15 protein-coding genes are annotated in these 21,864 nt (G+C 55.7%); 14 read left to right on the forward strand and 1 reads right to left on the reverse strand.

The window, feature by feature from the left end:
- Both ACIQ20_RS09465 and ACIQ20_RS09470 read left to right on the forward strand, forming a co-directional pair.
- A partial coding sequence (locus ACIQ20_RS09465; RefSeq protein ID WP_395779690.1) for a PotD/PotF family extracellular solute-binding protein occupies positions 1-797 on the forward strand: 797 nt, incomplete at its 5' end.
- A gap of 135 nt (positions 798-932) precedes the next feature.
- A complete protein-coding gene (locus ACIQ20_RS09470; protein ID WP_395779692.1) occupies positions 933-2,186 on the forward strand; it encodes an acetyl-CoA C-acetyltransferase in 1,254 nt (417 codons plus the stop codon).
- 1 nt (position 2,187) lies between these two features.
- Here the strand turns inward: ACIQ20_RS09470 and ACIQ20_RS09475 are convergent, their stop codons facing one another.
- Complete coding sequence (locus ACIQ20_RS09475; RefSeq protein WP_395779694.1) at positions 2,188-3,630, reverse strand: sensor histidine kinase; 1,443 nt, start codon at positions 3,628-3,630, stop codon at positions 2,188-2,190.
- 203 nt (positions 3,631-3,833) lie between these two features.
- Between ACIQ20_RS09475 and ACIQ20_RS09480 the strand changes: the two genes are divergently transcribed.
- From ACIQ20_RS09480 to virB11, 12 genes are all read left to right on the forward strand, one after another.
- Positions 3,834-6,551: a response regulator gene (locus ACIQ20_RS09480; protein ID WP_395779696.1), complete on the forward strand. Its 2,718-nt coding sequence runs from the start codon at positions 3,834-3,836 to the stop codon at positions 6,549-6,551.
- A 262-nt stretch (positions 6,552-6,813) separates the two neighbouring features.
- Positions 6,814-9,633 (forward strand): hypothetical protein, encoded by a 2,820-nt coding sequence (locus tag ACIQ20_RS09485; protein WP_395779698.1) that lies wholly within the window; start codon positions 6,814-6,816, stop codon positions 9,631-9,633.
- Between the two features lie 101 nt (positions 9,634-9,734).
- A complete protein-coding gene (locus tag ACIQ20_RS09490) occupies positions 9,735-12,338 on the forward strand; it encodes a TonB-dependent receptor domain-containing protein (RefSeq protein ID WP_395779700.1) in 2,604 nt (867 codons plus the stop codon).
- A 267-nt stretch (positions 12,339-12,605) separates the two neighbouring features.
- Entirely contained in the window at positions 12,606-13,220 is a 615-nt protein-coding gene (locus ACIQ20_RS09495) for a lytic transglycosylase domain-containing protein (RefSeq protein ID WP_395779702.1), read from the forward strand.
- A 28-nt stretch (positions 13,221-13,248) separates the two neighbouring features.
- A complete protein-coding gene (locus ACIQ20_RS09500) occupies positions 13,249-13,569 on the forward strand; it encodes a TrbC/VirB2 family protein (protein ID WP_395779704.1) in 321 nt (106 codons plus the stop codon).
- Between the two features lie 9 nt (positions 13,570-13,578).
- Positions 13,579-13,863 (forward strand): type IV secretion system protein VirB3, encoded by a 285-nt coding sequence (locus ACIQ20_RS09505; RefSeq protein ID WP_395779706.1) that lies wholly within the window; start codon positions 13,579-13,581, stop codon positions 13,861-13,863.
- Positions 13,864-13,881: 18 nt separating this feature from the next.
- The gene (locus tag ACIQ20_RS09510; protein WP_395779708.1) at positions 13,882-16,317 is read left to right on the forward strand and encodes a VirB4 family type IV secretion/conjugal transfer ATPase; all 2,436 of its coding nucleotides are present in this window, start codon (positions 13,882-13,884) and stop codon (positions 16,315-16,317) included.
- Complete coding sequence (locus ACIQ20_RS09515; protein WP_395779710.1) at positions 16,314-17,705, forward strand: type IV secretion system protein; 1,392 nt, start codon at positions 16,314-16,316, stop codon at positions 17,703-17,705. Before ACIQ20_RS09510 ends, ACIQ20_RS09515 begins: the two co-directional genes overlap by 4 nt.
- Positions 17,702-18,634, forward strand: coding sequence for a virB8 family protein (locus tag ACIQ20_RS09520; protein WP_395779712.1), 933 nt, complete (start codon positions 17,702-17,704; stop codon positions 18,632-18,634). The genes ACIQ20_RS09515 and ACIQ20_RS09520 overlap by 4 nt, the downstream gene beginning before the upstream one ends.
- Positions 18,631-19,479 (forward strand): TrbG/VirB9 family P-type conjugative transfer protein, encoded by an 849-nt coding sequence (locus ACIQ20_RS09525; protein WP_395779714.1) that lies wholly within the window; start codon positions 18,631-18,633, stop codon positions 19,477-19,479. The genes ACIQ20_RS09520 and ACIQ20_RS09525 overlap by 4 nt, the downstream gene beginning before the upstream one ends.
- Positions 19,476-20,738, forward strand: coding sequence for a TrbI/VirB10 family protein (locus ACIQ20_RS09530; protein WP_395779716.1), 1,263 nt, complete (start codon positions 19,476-19,478; stop codon positions 20,736-20,738). The genes ACIQ20_RS09525 and ACIQ20_RS09530 overlap by 4 nt, the downstream gene beginning before the upstream one ends.
- Positions 20,735-21,742 carry a P-type DNA transfer ATPase VirB11 gene (gene virB11, locus ACIQ20_RS09535; protein WP_395779718.1) on the forward strand — a complete coding sequence of 336 codons (1,008 nt, stop codon included), beginning with the start codon at positions 20,735-20,737 and terminating at the stop codon, positions 21,740-21,742. Before ACIQ20_RS09530 ends, virB11 begins: the two co-directional genes overlap by 4 nt.
- Positions 21,743-21,864 lie beyond the last annotated feature (122 nt).

A 21,864-nucleotide genomic window follows, 5' to 3' on the forward strand; every position in this document is an offset into this window, starting at 1 on the left:
ATGTGGCTCGCATGATAGAGGCTAAAATGTTGGCCCCCTTGGATCATGCCAAAATCCCGAACAAGAAAAATCTGTTGCCAGAATTCCAAGATGCAGACTTTGACCCCGGTCGGAAATATTCCATGCCGTATACATGGCTGGTCCTCGGCATTGGCTATCGCAAGTCTGCCATGAAGGGCGGGGTCATCCCCGACAGTTGGAAATATCTTTATGACAGCGCCGAATATAAAGGTCGAATGTCGTTGTTGTCAGATAGCGCGGACGTGTTCCGCCTAGGCTTCAAATATCTGGGAAAAAGCGTGAATGACGCGACGCCAGAATTGATCAAGCAAGTTGAAGACATGCTGGTCAAGCAGAAAGCCAACATCAAAAACTTCCATGAAGATAATGGCCAAGACCTCTTGATGTCGAAAGAAATCGATATCGTTCTGGAGTACAATGGCGATATTGCTCAGAAGGAGACCGAAGATCCCGATTTGGCCTTTGTGGTACCAAAAGAAGGGTCATTGTTGAACTCTGACTGCATGTGTATCCCAACCGGGGCACCCAACCCAAACAATGCCCATGCTTTCATCAACTTCTTGCTCGACGGCCAGAATGGTGCCAACATTACCAAAACCATTTTGTACCCCACGCCGAACGCAGCTGCGAAAGCGCTGATGGATGACACTTACAAGAACAATCCAACCATTTTCCCACCAGCTGAAGTGATGGCCAAGTGCGAATATGGCAAATATGCGGGTTCTGAGATCACACAGGCGTTTGAGGCCGCAATGACACGCGTCCGCGCCGCCTAAGCGCAAGCTCATTTTTGGCTGAAAAGGGGTGCTGGCTTCCGGCACCCCTTTTTGTTTGCCCTCTGTAAGGGCTGGCGCTACAGTCCTACGCGAACTCAGACGATTAGATCTGGGCAATGAAATTAGGGAGTGACCATGACAAAAGCTTATATCATCGACGCCTGCCGGACACCTCGTGGAATCGGGAAAGTTGGCAAAGGGGCGCTCGCCCATTTGCATCCACAACATCTGGCTGCGACAGTTTTGAAGGCTATCGCAGATCGTAATGGCCTTAATACTGCCACGGTAGACGACATCATCTGGGGCACCAGCTCCCAGCGTGGTGCGCAAAGCTGTGATCTCGGGCGGATGGCCGCTCTAGATGCCGGCTATGATATCAAAGCGTCTGGCGTGACCCTCGACCGCTTCTGTGGCTCCGGCATTACGACCGTCAATCTAGCTGCGGCTCAGATCATGTCGGGCATGGAAGACTGCGTGATCGCCGGTGGTACGGAGATGATGAGCTATACCGCCGCCACGGCTGATTTGACTGCCCCGCCGATGCTGGATGCCGGCAATAAAAGCCTGCGCGAGAAACATCCCCAGTCGCAACAAGGGGTATGTGCTGATGCAATTGCAACGCTAGAAGGCATTGATCGTGAGGCAGTCGACAACCTAGCTTTGGTCAGTCAACAGCGCGCCGCTCATGCCATTTCAGAGGGCCGCTTCAGCCGGTCCCTTGTGCCTGTTCAAAATCTTGATGGAACAATTGCGCTTGATCATGATGAATTCCCCCGTCCGCAGACAACTTTGGAAAGTCTCACGGGCCTCAAGACGGTCTTTAGCATGTGGGCAGACATGAAGGTTGATGAGAGCGGACGCACGTATGGCGATCTCATCACCAGCAAATACCCTGAGCTCAAGGGCGCAGTAAATCATGTCCATCACGCTGGAAATTCCTCGGGCGTTGTTGATGGCGCTGCGGCACTTCTGCTCACGTCAGAAGCCTATGCGAAGGCCCACGGCATGAAACCCCGTGGCCGCATCGTCGCAACTGCCAATGTCGGCGACTGCCCTACCTTGATGCTGAATGCACCGGTACCAGCGGCCAAGAAAGCCCTTGCGAAAGCTGGGCTATCGGTCAGTGATATTGACGTGTGGGAGATCAATGAAGCCTTTGCCGTTGTGGCTGAAAAGTTTATTCGTGACCTCAAATTGGATCGCAGCAAGGTCAATATCAATGGCGGCGCAATGGCACTTGGTCATCCAATCGGCGCAACGGGTTCCATCCTTATCGGCATGGCGCTCGATGAGCTTGAGCGCTCAGGCGGGCGCTATGGCTTGGTGACCATGTGCGCTGCTGGGGGTATGGCCCCGGCCATCATCATAGAGCGCGTCAGCGATTTCTAACTCAGTCAGTTGCTGGAACGGCGAGCGGCACCTTTGCTTGCTCGCCGGGTTCCACGAACTGACGCGCGATCATCATCGTAAAAGTTGAGCCGACGCCGACACGGCTCGTCACCATGAGGTCGCCTCCCATGAGAAGGGAGAGCTTCTGGCTGATGGCGAGGCCCAGCCCTGTTCCTTCGACCGAGCGCGTTAAACTGGTGTCGCTTTGAAAGAAGGGTAGAAAAATGCGTGGCAAGTCCTCTTCGGCAATACCGACCCCGGAGTCGGTGACATCAAAGGCAACCCACTCTTGTTGTTGGCCACTTAAGCGACAGGTCAGCTTAATGGTACCGTTAGTCGTGAACTTCGCGGCGTTTGAAAGCAGGTTCAGCAAACACTGCCGCATCTTGCCTTTGTCATTGTAAACCAAAGTTTCCAGACTTTGATCGATTTCCAATTCGCATTGTGTTTGGCTGGCCGCAGCCAGCGGGATGATGGCGTCGAGCGCCTCCTGCGCAACAGAGCGCGCATCAAAATGTGTCGGACGGCACACCTGCTCATTGGCTTCCATTTTTGAGATGTCGAGAACTTCATTGATTAGGCCCAAGAGGTGGCGCGCCGCATTGCGGATTTTCTCAAGGTCTGCCTCTGTGGAGCCCAGGTCTCCAGAGCGCACATCTTCGCCAACCATTTCAGCGTAGCCGATCACAGCATTGAGTGGCGTTCGCAATTCGTGGCTCATCGTGGCCAAGAAGCGGGATTTGGCACGATTGGCTTCTTCAGCAACCTTTACGGCTTCTTCCAGTTCGCGTGTACGTTGGACGACGCGTTCATCAAGTTCTTCCGCCAAACGAAGCGCTTTTCCTTGAGCTTCGATCAGGTCTTCGGCGGACTTTACCGAGGCCCCCGTCAACACCACCGTATTCACGCCAAGTAGAAAGGCCAGAAAGCCCAACAGATAGCCGACCCAGCCATCGGCGAGGCGAATGGCACAAAGGATCACCGCTAAGGTGATGATTGGAAGTGTCCAATAGACCATCCTTCTGTCCAGAACATGCTGACCGCAAATAACCAGCAAACCGCCGCATCCAAAGATAAGGCCGAGGCTTGGGCCTGGATGGGGCGCAAGAGCGAGCGCCAGAAAGGGCGAAGCATAGATCGCCACCAGGCCAACGATCGCTTGAATGGTTAGTTGTTTGATCCGGGGTAATTCTTTGGGGTCTAGCCGTTCTGGGTGGTCGATCTTGTCGCTTAGCCAGCGGTAAAATGCTCCCTCTAGCGCCCAGCCGATCGTCATGGCTGCGACACAAAAAATCCACCAATATCCAGGGACGGAAATGCCAACTGCGGTGGTGGCAACCAATATGGACCCGATCCGGGTTAAGGCATGCTCGCCCCAAGCTTTGTCCCGGCAATGAACCAAGGTCATGTAATCATGGTTCATACGGAGGGTGTTGGCGTGCATGGTTGTCTGCTCAACTAGGACTATTGGTAGTGCTTAGTTAGGCCAAAAATACTTAACAACTGGCCAATAGCTTGCGTCGTGAGGAGGTTCGAAGCTGACCGCCAAGAACCAGCGTCGACCCAAATGGTTCCGGGAAAATAGGCAGAATAGCAAATCGTCATTGGGTTAAAACAAGATTCATTGCGCGGTGGTAACCTGAGCACATGTTTGTTGCTCTTACTCGCTTCTTGGATTTCGCTTTGGATCGCGTGACGCTGGATCCAGTGAGCGCACCAGCATCCATTCGCATCATTGGCGTGCGGCAGGCACTCAAAAACACCCGTGTACATTGGTCTGCCAGTTTATTGTGCCATGTGCTTTTGAACGCCAGTATTGCTCTGGCTGGTGCCCCTTTCTGGGCACTTCTGATCTGCTTGGCTAGCATCGCCTTTGATGCACATATCAAGGGCTTTTCCAATAAATGGCTGAACCGCATGCGGGCCTTAAAGGACTCGACCCGCCTGTTGAAGGCCGCGCAGCGGGCCGAAAACCAGCTCATTCTCACCCTTATTGCTCGATCCTCCTTAGCTTGGGTTCCGTCCATCGTGATCGTTTCTGCGGGTAGCCATTCGGGGATGAGCTACGCTGCTGCTGCAATCATACTGGCAGCCAGCACGAATGTTTTCGTCGCCCAGACAAACGCTCGTATGCGCATCATGGTCCTCGGCACTTGGCCGATCTGGGCAGGTTTGGTGGCCTTTGGACTACAGTTGGCCCTGCAGCCAGAGGGCGCGATTCTGGCATCCGTCACGGCCGCTTATTGCTGCAGCATGCTTTGGTTTGCCCGGTATCTCAGCCAGGGCCAAGCAAAGTTACAAGCGCTCTTGGTCGAGAAGGATAGCCACGCGCAGCAATTGGCCAACGCCTTGGAGCGCCGGGAACGTGACGCCTATATGTTCGATCTGTTGGAAAGCGATCTGCCAATTGGGTTCTTTGATTTTGATGCACGGTCAGGAAATCTATTCTGGTCGCCTGGCACGTTCCGGGCCTATGGCCGTGAACCTGGCACGAGGGTGCCAACAACGCAAGAACAGCTGCTTCAAGTCGCGGCCGACTGTCGTGATCAGGCTAAAGAGGACTTACTTCGCTTCAATCAAAATGCCGGCGTTCACAAATTTGTCTTGCCGATCGTCGGGATGGATGGGATCACCCGCCAAGTGGCCTCTATTGTCCACACCGTTTTGGATGAACAAGGGGACTTGGTCCAAATTTTCGGCATGGTCGATGACCAGACAGAGCTTCGAACGCTTCTGACCCGCGCGGAACAATTGGAAAACCGCCTCGAAACCGCTTTGATGAGTGGCTCTTCTATGGTGTGGGACCTTGAGCAGCCGGGCCATAAAATCATCGGATTTGGCGCAGTCGAACATTTCCTGCGTCCAGATCAAGATGTTAATGGCGATCTGGCTGCTTACTTCCTTGAAAATGTCATTGAAGAGGATCGAGGGCTCATCGATCAAGTGACGCGTCAAGCCTATCTCGAAAAATGCCCGAAGATGATGGACCTTCGATTCTCGCTTAATGGGAAAGACATTCGAACTATCCGCTCCATTGTGACTGTGTTTGGCCGCCCAGCCTCGGGCAATGGCACAATTCGTTCCTTCGTCACCGATATCACAGAAGATGTGGCTAGGCGGGAAGCGCTGGATCAAGCCCGCGCCAATGCTGAATTGGCCAATAACGCCAAGAGTGCCTTCCTCGCTAATATGAGCCACGAGATCCGGACGCCGCTAAACGGTATTGTCGCTATCGCAGGTGCCTTGGCGCAAAGTCACCTGTCGTCCGCACAGCGTGAAATGGTGGATTTGGTCCGAGAGTCGGGCGTTTCACTTGAGCGCGTTCTGAACGATATTCTCGACCTAGCACGGGTTGAGTCCGGGCGGCTCGAAATCGAAGCTACGCCTTTCCGCCTGTCAGATCTCATTTCTGGTACTTCAGCCCTGTTTGCCGTGCGAGCGGACAACAAAGGCTTGAAATTCAGCCAGCCCTGTTTGGAATCTGACCCTACTTGGTTGGTCGGTGATGCTGTTCGCATCCGGCAAATCTTGGCGAACTTTCTTGCCAACGCCATCAAATTTACTGCCGAAGGCTCCGTAAAGCTCGCTGTAGACATGGTTCCTGACCAAAACAGCGAAAGCCAAGCGATGCGCTTGACGATTGCCGTTTCAGATACCGGCCCGGGAATTGAGTCACAGGACTTGGCACGTCTATTCAATCGGTTTGAACAAATTGATGCGTCCATCACGCGGGCGCATGGCGGCTCCGGTTTAGGTCTCGCGATTTGCCAGTCTTTGGCACAATTGATGGGGGGCATTGTCAGTGCCGAGTCAGTTGTCGGGGTTGGGTCTACCTTCCGTCTCGAATTGACTTTGCCTGTTGCGGCAGTCCCGAGTAGCATCGCAACCCCAGCTTATGACGATCCTCGAGAAATCGGGACCGACTCACCTTCCGACCGGTTGCGGATTCTAGCGGTTGATGATCACCCAACCAATCGTCGTGTCTTGCAGTTGATTTTGGAGCCGCTCGGTGTGGACTTGACCTTGTGTGAAGATGGTCAACAAGCCTTGGATGCTGCGGAACAAGCGGACTTCGATCTCGTGTTGATGGACCTGCAAATGCCAGTGATGGATGGGCTAACAGCCACCCGAGCCATCCGCGAGATGGAAGCATTTAAGCAGTGCGCCCGTATGCCCATCATCGCGCTTTCAGCCAATGCCATGACCCATCATAAGATTGAAGCTTTAGAAGCCGGAGCCGATCTCCATATCGCCAAGCCTTTTACACCAGAGGTCCTTATCACGGGCATCAGGGAGGCCTTGGCAATGGTTGAGCAAGTGCCCGCTACGGTTCTTGGGTCAGCGAATGACGCGTCAAAGGCGTAGCAGCCTGAATTCTAGAAAACTTGCGTAAATGGTATTCAATCTGCACAACCGGTTAACGTGCAGGACCTGATCCAGGTGATATGCAATAAAACTGTCAAGTTATTATAATATTTTTGACACATAGATTTTGTGAGACTGTCACATCCAAGGACTAGTGAAACCTCGCACGAGCGTAATTGCGCCTGTTTTCCAGCAAAAGACGCTCCGTTGGGCGGCTCCTATACTTTTGGGGACCAGCGCATCGGGCAGTGAGGGGTATATGATGAAATTAATCGCAAGTCGCGGGACGCTAGTTGCCGCATTGGCACTCTTTATGGGTGCATGTTCGCAAGGCGGCAGTATCCAATCTCCAGGCGCTACCTTTGTTGGCGATCCTCCAGGCGGCGGCACTGGCGGCGGTGGATCTGGTGGGACCGGTAGCGGCGCAACTTGCCCGCTTGGCACAACCATTGGCACTGCAATCGGCACCACCACGGTCTGTAATCTCACTGGCGAAGTGCTAAACAACCTGACTTTGCCCCGGATCACCGGCGTTGCTTATCGCTTGGTTGGTCGTGTCGATGTCGGTCGCGACTTGGGTGCAGCTGGAAACGCTGCAACCGGTGTTGCCGCAACCCTGACCGTTGAACCGGGAGTGACCATCTTCGGCGACGAGGCCTCGGACCTTCTTATCATCAACCGCGGCAGCCGCATCAATGCCGTCGGCACCCCAAGCCAGCCGATCGTGTTCACGGGCCGCGAAGACATTGCTGGAACGGCTAACGCAGAGACTACTAACCGTCTCTGGGGCGGCGTCATTTTGTTGGGCCGCGCGCCGATCCGTGGCTGCTCAACCGCTGTGGCTCAAGGCACACTTGAATGTCAAAATGCGGTTGAAGGCATTACAGCTGCCACCGGACGCCAGGCTCTTTACGGTGGTGCCACCGCGGCAGATACCAGCGGCACCATGCGCTATGTCCAAATTCGTTATCCAGGCGAGTTCTTGACTTCGGCGGCAGCCGGCGATGACCTGAACGGCTTGACCCTTGGTGGCGTTGGCTCGGCCACCGACATCAGCTTCCTCCAAGTCCATAACTCTGGTGATGATGGCGTCGAAGTGTTCGGTGGCACAGTGAACATGAAAAACCTCGTGATTACCGGCGCATTGGACGACAGCCTGGACTTTGATGATGGTTGGACCGGTGCTGTTCAATTCTTGGTCATCAAGCAAACGCCAAACGCCGGCGGCCCTGACCGTCTGTTCGAGGGCAGCAACCGCACGGTTGCTAGCTTGGCCGGTACTTTAAATACCAACCCAACCATTGCAAACTTTACGACCGTAGGGATTCGCACCAACAGTGCGGGTGCCAATTTGCAGGGTATCTCCCTGAACAACACCGGCGGAACTCCCGGTGCCTCAGGTCGGTTCCTTAATGGCGTGGTTACCGGGTCAACGACTTGCGCGGTCGCTAGCTCTGCCAATACGTCGCCAGCGGTTCGCTTTGATTCGGTGATGTTCGACTGCCCGGGCACACTGGACTCAGTAGCGGCAGCAGCCTTCTCGGCCGGCAGCAACAACGTCTCTAACGTCACATCGACTTTAAGTGCTTCTTTGTTGCCAGGCCCTAACGAGTTGGCCCGCACAGCTTTGAACCCAACTGGTGTCAACGCCTTCTTCGAAGCGGCTAACTATGTCGGCGCTTTCTCGGCCACTGCAACGCCAACCTCTAACTGGGCCTCCGGCTGGACCATCCAGCTTCTCCCAGCAGCGGCTTGTCCAGCGGGGACGGTTGAGCAAGGCACCATCGCAGGCCAACGCAATTGCGTTATCAGCGGCGTTGTCGGCAGCGGCACTTCACCTTCCAATCTTCGTTTGACTGCAGGCAACATCTATCAGATCTCGGGTCGGGTAGACGTTGGCTTTGACCGTGGTGCCGCCTTGAACGCAGGTACCGCTGCCAGCCTGACGATCGACCCAGGTGTGCGCCTCTACGGCTCCGTTGCAGGCGACGTCTTGATCGTTAACCGTGGTTCGCAAATCTTCATCAACGGCACGGCACAAGCCCCTGTGATCATGACCTCTCGCAACGATGTTGCGGGTACTCAAACCGACAAAGCACGTGCAAGTCGCGAATGGGGCGGTTTGATCCTATTGGGTGCCGCTCCAATCCGCGGTTGCTCCACAGCCGTGGCGCAAGGCAGTGTTGATTGCCAAAACGCCGTCGAAGGCATTACCGCTGCAACCGGCCGTCAGGCCCTGTATGGTGGTGCAACCTCGGCTGACAATAGTGGCCGGATCACGTTTCTCCAAATCCGCTACCCTGGTGCTTTCTTGACCTCGGCAGCGGCAGGCGACGATCTGAATGGCTTGACCTTGGGTGGCGTTGGATCTGCAACACAAATCAGCAACGTCCAAGTCCATAACTCGGGCGACGATGGCATCGAAATCTTCGGCGGCACCGTCAACTTGCGCAATTGGGTTGTTACCGGTGCTCTCGATGACTCGCTGGACTTTGATGAAGGTTGGGTCGGCAAGGCGCAGTTCGGGATCATCCTTCAGGCCTTGACGGCGACCGGTGGTCCTGACCGCATGATCGAAGCCAGCAACCGCACGGTCGCCAGCTTAGCAGGCACGCTGAACACCAACCCGATCATCTCGAACTTCACCTTCGTGGGTGTACCTCAGAACGATGCATCGGCAAACCTGCAAGGTATCTCCCTGAACAATACCGGCGGCACGCCGGGAGCTTCGGCGCGCCTCCTTAACGGTGTTGTGACTGGCTCAACCACCTGCTTGAACTTCGAAACTGCCAATACGAGCCCAGCTCCTCAGCTCGACTCGATCCTTTCCAGCTGTTCGGGTTCTTATGGAGCGGTTGCTACGGCTCGTCTGAATGCCGGTACAAACAACACCACTGGCACGACGGCGACTTTGACCAGCCGCTTTGTCAACGGCACGGCAGAAGCAGCCCGGACCGCAGTGAATGCAAGCACGGTCGATAGCTTCTTCACGGCGACCACTTACATCGGCGCAGTTCGTGATGCGGCAGACTTGTGGTGGTCCACTTGGACCTGCGGTCTGGCAGCCGGCTCGACCTGCTAAACACAAGCGATCGGTGCGGCGAGGTTTCCTTGCCGCACCGTTTGGTTTTTTACATTGGCCCGCTTGGCCACTTCCTCAGACTTCCTAAAGGCCTGTCCGTCATGACCATACCAGCCCGTCTGCGCAGATTTCTGTTGCTCACCAGCATCTTTGTGGTGCCATCATTGGTGCCCAGCCTTCTCAGCGCGCAAGCTGCTCCAGCTGAACCTCCTGCAGCAAGTGATGAACCTGAGAAAGAGGTTGAAGTCGTCGTTGTCCGGGGCCGCTTTATCCCCGAGCCGCAGCGCGTCACTTCTGAAGTCGCGAACTTCCTGTCAGCAGCTGATCTTGCCCGCACCGGTGACGATAACGCTGCGGCCGCGTTGACGCGTCTGACCGGTTTGTCGGTGGTTTCGGGGCGGTTCGTCTATGTCCGTGGTTTGGGCGACCGTTATTCGTCCGCGCTTCTCAATGGCTCCCCGCTGCCAAGCCCAGAGCCATTGCGCCGCCAGGTACCGTTAGATTTGTTCCCTTCCAATATTCTGAACGGTGCCACCGTTCAAAAGACCTTTTCGCCTAATTATCCCGGTGAATTTGGCGGTGGTGTGATTGATTTGCGCACGCTAAAGGCACCGAACGAGAATTTTTTGACCGTCAAGACAGGCATTGGCTTCAACTCTGAGACCACCGGCAAGACAGGTTTGGTCTATGAAGGCCACCGTATGGATTGGACTGGGGTAGACACCGATCTGCGTCGCCTTCCCCAGCCTGTCCGCGATGCAGTATCAATTGGTAAGCGAATTAACGACACCAACTTTACGCCTAAGCAGCTGGAAGTCATCGGCGAGAGCTTCATCAATTCGCCTCTGACAGTCGTGCAAAGCGAAAAGACTCGGCCGGACTTTGATGCCGAAATGACTGCAGGCCGCACGATTGATGTGAGCGATACAACCATCGGCTTGGTTGGCGTCTTCGGCTATAAGAGCGGCTTCAAGACGCAAGAAGCTTTGCGTCAGGACGTGGTGTCCAACACAGTGGAAGCTGAAGGCACAAACCTGTCCTCGACATGGGATATTGTGATCAACGGCTTTGGTAGCGCGAGCGCAAAGTGGGGTGATAATCGCGTCGGCGTGACGGGGCTTTTGGTGCGTAGCACCTCCAAAAAGGCACAAGTGGAAGTCGGCACCGATACCAACCTGCCAACAGGACAATCCTATCGCACCGAAGGCACTGCTTGGTATGAACGCGAGCTGGCCTCTGCCCAACTTTCGGGTGAGCACAAGCTTGGCGGCGTTGAATTGCAATGGCGCGGCTCGCTCGGCCAATCCACACGCAAGGCCCCTTATGAGCGGGACATCTCCTATACCGTCGTGAACGGCATTACCGCCTTTAACGGTGCGTCCCTTGGTAATGCCATTCGGTTCTCGGAATTGAAAGACGAAGTCTCTAGCTTTGGCTTCGATGCGAAATACGTATTTTCGCTCGGCAAAGGTCGCGAGCTAGAGCTATCCGGTGGGGCGGTAACGTCTAACACGGATCGTAATTACGAGCTCATCTCCTTCGCGTTTACCGGGCCTCGTGGTCCAACATCGAATGATGTGTTGCGTTCGCGCGTTGATTATTTGTTCTCGCCTGACAACATCAACCCAGCCCGTTTCGTGATTACCGAGCAAACCGGTAAGGACGATGCTTATGTCGGTAGCTTGGAAAACTTGGCGGCCTATTTGGCGTCGGAGTTTGAGGTTACATCCTTCATCCGCGCTTCAGTAGGCGTGCGTTATGAAGATGCGACCCAGAGGGTTCGAACCACCAACCGCTTTGGCGACACGCCAACAGCACCGGTTGAGCTCGCCAACGACTATTTGTTGCCTGCGGCTACCGTCACTTGGAACTTTGCGGACGAGTTGCAGATGCGTTTGGGCTATTCCAAAACCATTGCGCGTCCACAGTTTCGCGAACTGGCCTTCACACCTTATATCGATCCAGAGTCGAACCGCATCTATCAGGGCAATCCGTTCCTGAAAGACAGCGAGTTTGAGAACTATGATGCGCGCCTTGAATATTATTTTGGTCGCGGTCAGTTCGTTACAGCTGGTGCCTTCTACAAGAAGATCGACAGTCCAATCGAAGAAGTGATTGTTCGCCTTGAGCGCTCCTTCACACGCTTCATTAACGCGCCAGAAGCAACGCTTTACGGCTTGGAACTCGAGTATCGCGCCAACTTCGAACTGCCGTTCGAATTGCCAGTCCTTCAGGGTGCCAAGTGGAACTTTGCAGCCAACTACACCTATACACAATCAGAAGTGAATGCGCCTGAAGGCACAAATGTAATCAGCCCGATCGATTTCCGTTTGGTTTCGGCCTCACAATTTGGTCTAGACGGCAGCGAGTTGCAGGGTACACCCAAGAACATTGCTAACCTGCAATTGGGTTATGAAACGGACAATCAGCAACTGACGCTGCTCGTCGGTTGGGTAGACGAACGGATCGCGCGCCGTGGTCTGGGCTCTGTTCCATCTGTGATTGAGAACCCAGGTACCAATATTGATCTGGTATTCAAGCACGACTTCACAATCGGCAACGTCGACTATACGCTTGGCATCAGCGGCCGCAATTTGTTGGCCGAAGACAACCAGGAGTACCAGCTCTCGAACTTGGGTCGTACAGAAGCAAATACCTATAAGAGAGGTCGTTCGATTTCTCTTAGCTTGACTGTGAAGAACTGAGCGAAGAGCACTTAGTATCAGAAAACCTCTATCTCCCGCTGATCTCATGGGGCCCCATCACGCTGTATCCACTGCGTTTTGGGGCCTCATTCGCAACTCTGAGACGCCTCGCGAGCTCGTTCTCAACATGGTGTCCACAATGACCGCAAAGGCGCACTGAGGGTAGACGCAGCCGCCCCTCGACAAACACCGCGTTTCAGACAAGAGTAACCAATCCTAGCGCATGGCATGCATATGATCTGTAACGTGAAATTGACTGGGAAGCAGATGGCTCGGCAAGGTCTTGCCTGGTTTGCTCTGGTCTGTGCCTGCCTCGGCTTTAGCCCGGCTGCGGCAGATGTGATTGAGGTTGGGGCCAATGGCACTGCAAGGGTCTATTCTGGCCCGACCTTATTTCTTGGCAATACCGCCAGCCCCGTTTCAAAGTCCGAGCCAAAAGCCCCTGCCACTGCGACCGCTTCAGCCCCATCAAAACTCATTGAGCCAGCCTACCCCTTAAGGCTTCATCCAACTTTGGACGCCTATGTCACAGAGGCGGCAACCAAATATGGCGTGGATCCAATCTTGGTTCGCGCTGTTGCCTGGCAGGAGTCGCGTTTTCGAGGCTCAGCCGTTTCGCCAAAGGGCGCGATAGGGGTGATGCAATTGATGCCAGGTACAGCCTCTTGGCTCGGCGTAGACCCTCATGATCCCCGCGACAATATTTTCGGCGGTGTCGCCTATTTGAGCACGCTGTTAGAGCGCTTCGGCGGTGATGTTCGTTTGGCTTTGGCCGCTTATAATGCCGGACCAGAGGCGGTGACCCGCCATCGCGGTATCCCACCCTATCGTGAAACCCAAAACTATGTGAAGGCCATCTCAGAGCGGCTTTCGATCCGCTAGAACATGTGAGAGCTTGAGGATGATGTCGATGACAGAAGTACATAAAACGCTCTGGGCGCTGATCTCGGTCTGGGCCATATTCTGGGCCGGCCCCGCCTTGGCGCAATCCGCCAACCTCGACCCGGAGGGCTCCGGCGTCATACTGGGGGCCGTAAACTGGGTTCAGGGTACACTTTTGGGTGCCGTCGCAACGGCGGTTGCAGTGATCGCTGTGGCAGGTTGCGGCTTTATGATGCTAACTGGCCGGATGAACTGGCGCCATGGCGGCATGGTGATTTTGGGTTGTTTCATCCTGTTTGGGTCAGCTGCCATCGTCGGTGGCATCCGTAGCGCTGCACAAGGTTTTTAGGGGGCGACTATGGCGCAGCTCGAGCGCGATCCGGTTTTTGCTGCATTGACGCGTCCGCAAATGTTTGCGGGCGTAACTTACACGTGGTTCATCCTTAATGGCATCATCACGGCAGAGGTCTTTCTGGTTACAAAATCGGTTTGGGCTCTGGTTGCGGCCGTGATCTTGCATCTGGTGGGGGTGATTGCAGCCCGAGATGAACCGCGCTTCCTAGACCTTTGGATCACCCGCATGATCAGTTCGCCGCGTGTCGCCAATTTTTCCTTTTGGCGCTGTAACTCATATCGGCCGTAGGGGGTGGTTGACATTTAAATGGCACGTCCGCGCACCCAGCAGAAGCGCTTGGCTACTTTAGCCGAAATTGCTCACCGAGAAGCCCCGGCGGGCGCTCGGCTGCCGTACGCGCGCCATGTTGACGACACGACCATCGAAACCCGCGATGGCATGTTGTTGCAAATAATCAAACTGGACGGTTTGGCATTCGAGACGGCCGATACCGAAGACCTCAATTATCGCAAATCCATTCGTGATACGATGCTACGGTCGATCGCCCATGCCCGTTTCGCCGTGGTTCATCATGTTGTCCGTAGTCCTGTAAAACCGTCGCTGGACGCTCATTTCCCCGATGATTTCTCCCGTGAGGTTGATCAGCAATGGTCTGCCCGTCTCGATGGCCGGGCCATGTTCATCAATGATTTGTTCTTGACCATTATTCGTCGACCAGCGGTTGGGCGGACAGGTTTTATCGATAAAACGATGGAGCTGTTGCGCGGCACATCTTCTCAAGCCATCGCTGCAGAGCGCGCTCGTGATATGCGCGAGCTGGATACGGCCCGAGACGCTCTGATGGCATCCCTCGCCCCCTATGGTGCCCGTGTGCTATCTGTCTATGACAGTCAACATGGCCCTTGTTCAGAACCTTTGGAATTCCTCTCCGGCCTTTATAACGGTGAGTTGCGACCCGTATTGCTGCCCAGCACCGACCTCGGATTTCATATCCCATATCGCAGGATTAGCTTTGGTTTAGAGGCATTTGAACTCCACGCCGCCCCTGGCCTTGCGCGGCAGTTTGGCACCATGATTTCGATCAAGGACTACCCGCCCCACACGGCACCTGGCATGCTGGACGATCTGATGCGTCTGCCGGTTGAGATGACGGTGACGGAAAGCTTTGCCTTTGTGGACCGGCAAGTCGCGCTGGACCGGATGAACCTTGCGCTGCGCCGGATGCGGGCTGCGGATGATGATGCGATCAGTTTGCGCCGGGACCTGTCGGTCGCCAAAGATGATGTATCGGCCGGCCGCTCTGCCTTTGGCGAACATCATATGAGCGTGTGCATCAAAGCCGCGACACAGGCACAACTTGATCAAGCCGCAGCAGATGTTCAGGCCGCTTTCACGGAAGAAGGCATTATCTCTGTCCGCGAAGATGTGAATCTTGAGCCAGCATTCTGGGCGCAGTTTCCCGGCAATTTCAAAGACATTGCTCGGCGCGCTTTGGTGTCGACGGGCAATTTTGCCGGTCTGGCTAGTTTCCACAATTTCCCCATTGGTCAAGAAGATCACAATGTCTGGGGCCAAGCGGTGACCGTGTTGGAGACAACGTCGGCAACGCCTTACTATTTCAACTTCCACAAGAATGATTTGGGAAATTTTACCATTATCGGGCCATCAGGCTCTGGTAAAACGGTGGTATTGAATTTCCTTTTGACCCAAGCGCGCAAGTTTGACCCACGCATTGTCCTTTTCGACAAAGACCGTGGCGCGGAAATATTTATTCGCGCCATTGGTGGCCGCTATGAGACCCTGCGCCATGGCAATCCATCGGGCCTAAACCCTTTGTCGCTGCCCGATACCCCGGCCAATCGCGCATTTATCACCGAGTGGCTCTCGCGCTTGGTGAGTATTGATGGCGAGAAGCTCACCATTGACGAGCAGGCCCAGATCGCAGATGCGGTCGCAGCCAATTTTGACCAGGCCCCGCAATATCGTCGCCTGCGCTATGTTGCCGAATTGCTAGCCGGCGTGCGCCGCCCTGTGCCCGGTGACCTTGCCTCCCGCCTTGAGCCCTGGATTCAGGATGGCGTGCGCGCTTGGCTGTTCGACAACGAGGAAGACCGCCTCGACTTGTCGACCCGCACCTTGGGCGTGGACATGACTTCAATCCTGGACGACCCAGCCTTGCGAACACCTGCCATGATGTATTTGTTCCATTGCGTGGAGCAACGACTTGATGGCACGCCGGCCATTCTGGTGGTCGACGAGGGCTGGAAGGCCTTGGATGATCCGATCTTTGTGGCGCGTATTCGCGATTGGGAAAAAACCATACGCAAACGCAACGGGATTGTGGGCTTTGCCACCCAAAGCGCTTCAGACGCTTTGTCGAGCCAGATTTCCTCCGCCATTATTGAACAAGCGGCAACCCAGATCTTCATGCCCAATCCGAAGGCGCAGGAAGACGAGTATTGTCGTGGCTTTGGTCTAACTTTGCATGAACTAGACCTGATCCGCGCCTTGCCGGACACATCGCGCTGCTTCGTGATTAAGCATGGCACTGACAGCGTGGTTGCTCGCCTCAATCTCGATGGCATGCCGGATGTCTTGACCGTCCTGTCTGGCCGTGAGTCGACTGTGCGGCGCCTTGATGCCCTGCGGGCCGAACACGGCGACGATCCGGCCATCTGGCTGCCGCTTTTGACTGCTAGCGTGAGACAAGCACGCGATTCCAGCAGAGGGGGCAGGCGATGATCGGGCAATGTGCAGCTCCACGCGCTGACTTAGGGCTTGTGCGCGGCCTCCTCGACACGGTCGATTGTAACATCCGTGAGGGCGTGCAGGGTGGATATAATGCCTTCTTTGGGCCGGGTTCCACACTGGGTTCGGTCATTACCGTTCTTCTGACCATTTACGTTGCCCTATTGGGCTTCCGACTTCTAACTGGCCGCACCGATTTGCGCGTGGGCGATCTACCGATGATCGCCATTAAACTGGGTGCCGTGGTGATGCTGACCACTTCTTGGGCCAGTTATCAAAGCCTTGTGTTCGCGCTTTTGTTCGATGGACCGGCCGAAATCGCCAACGGCCTTTTGGCCAATATGGCGATGCCGCAGACCATTGGGCCGGCCGACATATTCGCACGCTTGCAATATACGTTTGATCAATTGACCCAGTCAGCCAGCGCCATGGCTTTGGTCAGTGACTTGCCGGGACAGGGGCCCAATGTAGCGGGAGCGACCTTGAATGCGGGCAGTTTCGTCCTTCAAGCAGCCCCCGGTACTGATCCAGAGAGCCTGAAAGGCTTGGCACCGGTTATCCAGATGCGGTCAGCGCTGCAGGGTGGGCCTGCCTTTGGGGCGACCGCCCTTTGGCTTTCCGCCATTACGCTGTTGGTGTCGACCCTAGGACTTTTGATCCTGGCCAAACTGATGCTGGGTCTTTTACTGGCTATCGGACCCTTATTTGTCGGTCTATTGTTATTTGAGAGCACCAAAGGCTTTTTTGAAGGCTGGCTGCGCACCGCTTTAGGCTTTGCGCTTGTGCCTTTGGCAACGATCGTCTTCATGGCGGGTCTTTTGGCCTCTTTGGAGCCAAGTTTGCAGGGGCTTGCGGTGGCTCGCGCCGAGAATCGCTATGACCTGCAACCGATTTTGACGGTCATGGTGATCATCCTGACCTTTACGGCTGTCTTCGGGAGCGTGATTAGCCTCTGCACACGGCTGGTTGCTGGGTTCCGCCTGCCCGACGTCAAATCCCGTGAGCCAGAACCAGTCTTGGTCAATGAAGCAGGCGCAGGTCGTCAAGGCTTTGGAGCAGACTCCCCAACCGAAGCCAGCCGCGCATCGCGTCTTGCGGCTGTCGTGTCGGGCGGGGCCTCCGGGTCTGGCTCCGATCGACGCGATGCCCGGTTGGCCGCTGCGGTTTCAGGTGCAGGTGCATCTTCTTCAACCACCTTTGATCGGCGGACTGAATTGGTCGCAGGCGGCGGGGGTGAAGGATTGCGGGGTGATTATTCGGTCCGTTTGGGCCAGAATGGTCGTAAGCGCAATAATCCAACACGACCCAGTCGACCCCGCGAAAGCATGTTTGCCCAATCCCCTTCAAAACTGAGCCTATCGGCAACTGGAAAAGCACCATGACCGGCCCGCAAGCTGATCCATCCTTCACCCCACCTGGCGTTCCGCCCAATGGCGTTGCAGCCCGCGCGCATTATTACGAAGCGGCCAGTACGTGGGCACAGGACACCCACGAAACGCTGCGCCGTTCGCGACGCACAGCTTGGATTGTCGCAGGGATCGCGGTTGGCATTGCCGCGATTCAGGCTGTTGCCTTAGTTGTGCTGGTGCCGCTCAAGCAAACCATGCCCTATACGATCACGGTCGATCGTGAGACCGGCTATGTCCAAACCACGCGCGGTGTGAATCTTGGCACGTTGAGTGAGACCGAAGCAGTCGCTCAATCCTTTGTGGTGCAATATGTGTTGGCGCGGGAAACCTTTGATGCCGCCGATTATCGCGAGCAATATCGGAAGACTTTGGCTTGGTCACAAGGCGCAGCAGAAACGGAATATTTGCGGGATTGGGACAAGACTAATCCAAACGGCATCCAAAGCCGGGTGAGCCCAAATACCCGCATCCAAGTCACGGTGAAAAGCGTGACCATTTTAGGTCCACGTTCCGCCATGATCCGCTTCGATACGGAGCGATCTGAAGGTGGCGGAGGGCCCGCCATGCGCCAGCCTTGGGTGGCATCGGTCGTTTATAGTTTCTCGAACAAGCCAATAAATGAACAAGACCGCTATCTGAATCCGCTTGGCTTCCAGATTTCCAGTTATCGGCGCGATGCCGAAACTACCCAGCCGGTGCCCATGCCCGCCGCGCCATTGCCGATGGTGCCGGCACCCGCTCCGGTGCCGACAACAGGGGTATCAGCGCTCCCTGTCCCTGGGAGCACTGTGCCGGGGGCACCCGCGACGCCGGGTGCCCAAGCGCCTGCACCGGTTACGCCGTCCGCGCAGCCGCAATCGAAATCGGGCAATCCGAATGGTGAGGAGTTCCCAGCCCAATGACGCCCCTCAAGCCACACTGGAACATCTGTTTGGCTGTCGTGTTGACCACGCTGGTAATGGGTGCAGACCCGGTGCGCGCCCAAATGCGCGAGGTGCCAATCCCAGGGGCAGTGGATCCTCGCGTTCAGACAGTTTTGTTTAAAGAAGATAGCGTCGTCTCGCTGCGCGGTCATTATGGCTATCAGATGATGATTGAGTTTGGGGCCGATGAGCGCCTTGAGAATGTCTCGATCGGTGACTCGCTTGCTTGGCAAGTAACGCCCAATCGGCGCGCCGATACGCTATTTGTAAAGCCGATCGAGTTTGATGCGGCTACAAATATGTCGGTGATCACTTCCAAGCGTCGTTATACCTTCCAACTGAGCGCGGAAGAGCCAACGGGGCCAGGCGATCCGAACATCATCTATCGTGTCAAATTTATCTTCCCCCCAGAACCTGTCGCGCCCGAGCCAAAAGACTTGGTGCCCCAGCCGCAAGCTAATTCGAACCAGAATTACTCAGTCTCTGGCAGTACACGTAATGTGCCTTCGCGCATCTTTGACGACGGCCAGCGCACTTATCTTGAGTGGCCATCTGGTGCTGCGACCCCGGCGGTCTTTGCTCTAAGTGCAGATGGCTCTGAATCGCTTGTCAATTTTATCATGCGCGGCAATGTCATGGTAGTTGAACGCGTTGGGCCAGCCTTCATTCTGCGCAATGGCACCGATCAAACCATCGTTAGCAATGATGCTTGGCGCGAGCCTGATCCAGGCCCGAATGCGCCTGCGATGCGACCCTCAAGCCGGACGAAGCCAAAGTCCCGCGGTCTGTTCGGCCTTGGTGCGCCAAAGGAGGCTAGGCCATGAGCCCATCCAGCGTCGCCTCGCCTGAGCCCGTTGAACACTTGGAGAGTGCCTCATTGGGTGTCGATGCGGCCGCTGAGGACAGTGTATCTGACCTCGTTGTGGATGCGGCACCCGCTGTCGCATATCCTGACCGCCCGTGGGTCATGATCGCCGGGGTTGTCGGGGCGCTAGCGCTGGGAACCATCGTGTTTACCACCATGGTCTCGGCACATAAGCGCGCCGGGGCAGGGGAGCTGACCCCAACGCGCGACGCAAAAAATGATGGTAGTCTTGGCCAAACCATTCCAGAGCCGCCAAGTTTGTTTGCCCAAACAGCGCTTGCGCCTGTTATGCCCGCCCAGCCGATGGTTCCCGAGAATCCCGCGGCGAACGAAGCCATACCTGCACAGCCGTGGACTCCGGCACCTCCTCCGCCTCCACCGCCTCCCGTTCGCGATGTTTATCGCCCGATGCCCACGCCACTACCCCCGCCACCACCGCCCACGCGGACAGGGGCGGATTTAACACAGCGCATGCGCTCTCCCGCTCTGATCGTCGACCTTGTGCCCGCTGGTGCGGCTGCCGAGGCTGCGGCCAATGCGGCCAATGCTGCTGGCGCTGGCGGGGGCGACAATGATGCCTTTGCAGCACGCGTTAGTTCAGGTGACGTTCCCGCTGCCCGTGCTGGCGCTTTGCGCAACCCAAAGACGACGGTACCACAGGGCGCATTGATTGCGGCAGTTCTGGAAACAGCAATCAATTCTGACCTTCCAGGCTTCGTGCGGGCCGTTGTTAGTCGCGATGTCTTGAGTTTTGACGGCACTCGGGTCTTAATCCCCCGTGGTTCTCGCTTGGTTGGGCAATATCGTTCCGAAGTGGCATTGGGCCAATCGCGCGCCTTTGTGGTCTGGACGCGGTTGTTACGCCCGGATGGAGTCTCGATCCAATTGGCATCACCGGGGACCGACCCGCTGGGCCGGGCCGGCTTAGATGGAAAAGTAGATCGCCACTATTTCCAGCGCTATGGCCCGGGCCTTCTATCAACGGCAATCAGTGCAGCTTTAAACAGCGCCAGTTCCAACCAATTGGTCATTGGCAGCGCTCAAACGCTGCCAAGTGCCGCATCCTCTGGCGAAACCATTAAGCCGACAGTCACTGTCAAGCAGGGTACGGCTATCCAAGTCTTTGTTGCGCGTGATCTCGATTTCTCGCTAAACCCCGTCTCGACGACGGCAGGGACCGCTCCCGTCGTGGACCAACCCCCCGGGAACAGGCCATGAGTGGGCCACATGGCGCGCCACAGGTTTTAGGGGGCGTCTATCTGTCGGCATTTCTGGAGCCGCTTTCGGGTTGGCTCAGTCGGCCGGACGTTACCGATATTCTGGTCAATCGGCCAGGCGAAGTCTGGGTCGAAAGTGTCACGGGTGGTATTGTGCGTTACGATGCGCCAGATGTGACTCAAGTCAATTTGACGCGATTAGCCTCTCAGATTGCGCGTATTTCGAAGCAGGGGATCAGCCGCGAGCATCCTTTGCTCTCAGCAAGCCTGCCCACCGGAGAGCGGATTCAAATTGTCTTGCCGCCCGCCACACGGGGCGAAGTTGCGTTGGCCATTCGAAAGCACGTGCTGACCGATTTAACGCTTGACGACTATGTGTCGACAGGAGCGCTATCCCATATTGTTGGTGCAGGTGGCACAAAGGCCTCTTTTGATCCGGATATAGAACTAAAGGCCAGCCTAGCCAAAGGGGATGTGACGGCGTTTCTAAAACTTGCCGTACAGCAAAAGCGCAATATCGTTGTCTCTGGTGGCACAGGCACGGGTAAGACAACTTTTCTGAACGCACTTTTGAAAGAAGTCAGTCTTGACGAGCGCTTGATCCTGATTGAAGACGCGGCAGAAATCAGGCTGGTTCATAAAAATGCTGTCGGCCTAGTGGCTGTAAAGGGCCAAACCGGGGAGGCCCGGGTCGATGTCGATGATTTATTGCAATCGGCCCTGCGTATGAGGCCAGATCGGATCATCGTGGGCGAGCTTCGCGGTAAGGAGGCGTTCACCTTCCTACGCGCGATCAATACCGGTCACCCCGGATCTGTAACCACCTTACATGCCGACACCCCCGATGGGGCATTGGAGCAGCTGGCCTTAATGGCTTTGCAAACGGGCACGGCCATGACCCATGCCGACATATTGGCCTATGTGCGCAGCGTGGTTGATGTGATCGTTCAGTTAGAGCGTAACCAAGGTCGCCGGCAGGTGCGCGAAATCCGTTTGTTGCGATAAGTTAAAGCGACTTAAATCGGGTTTTCAGATGTATCTGTCTGAAAACAATCCCCTTAAGTAAAAATTGGCTCGTTTGGTATACGGTTCTTTATCGTCTTATGGTCTGTAGGTCTGTGTGGTAA

It is taken from the genome of Aquidulcibacter sp., assembly GCF_044346625.1.
GTDB lineage: Bacteria > Pseudomonadota > Alphaproteobacteria > Caulobacterales > Aquidulcibacteraceae > Aquidulcibacter.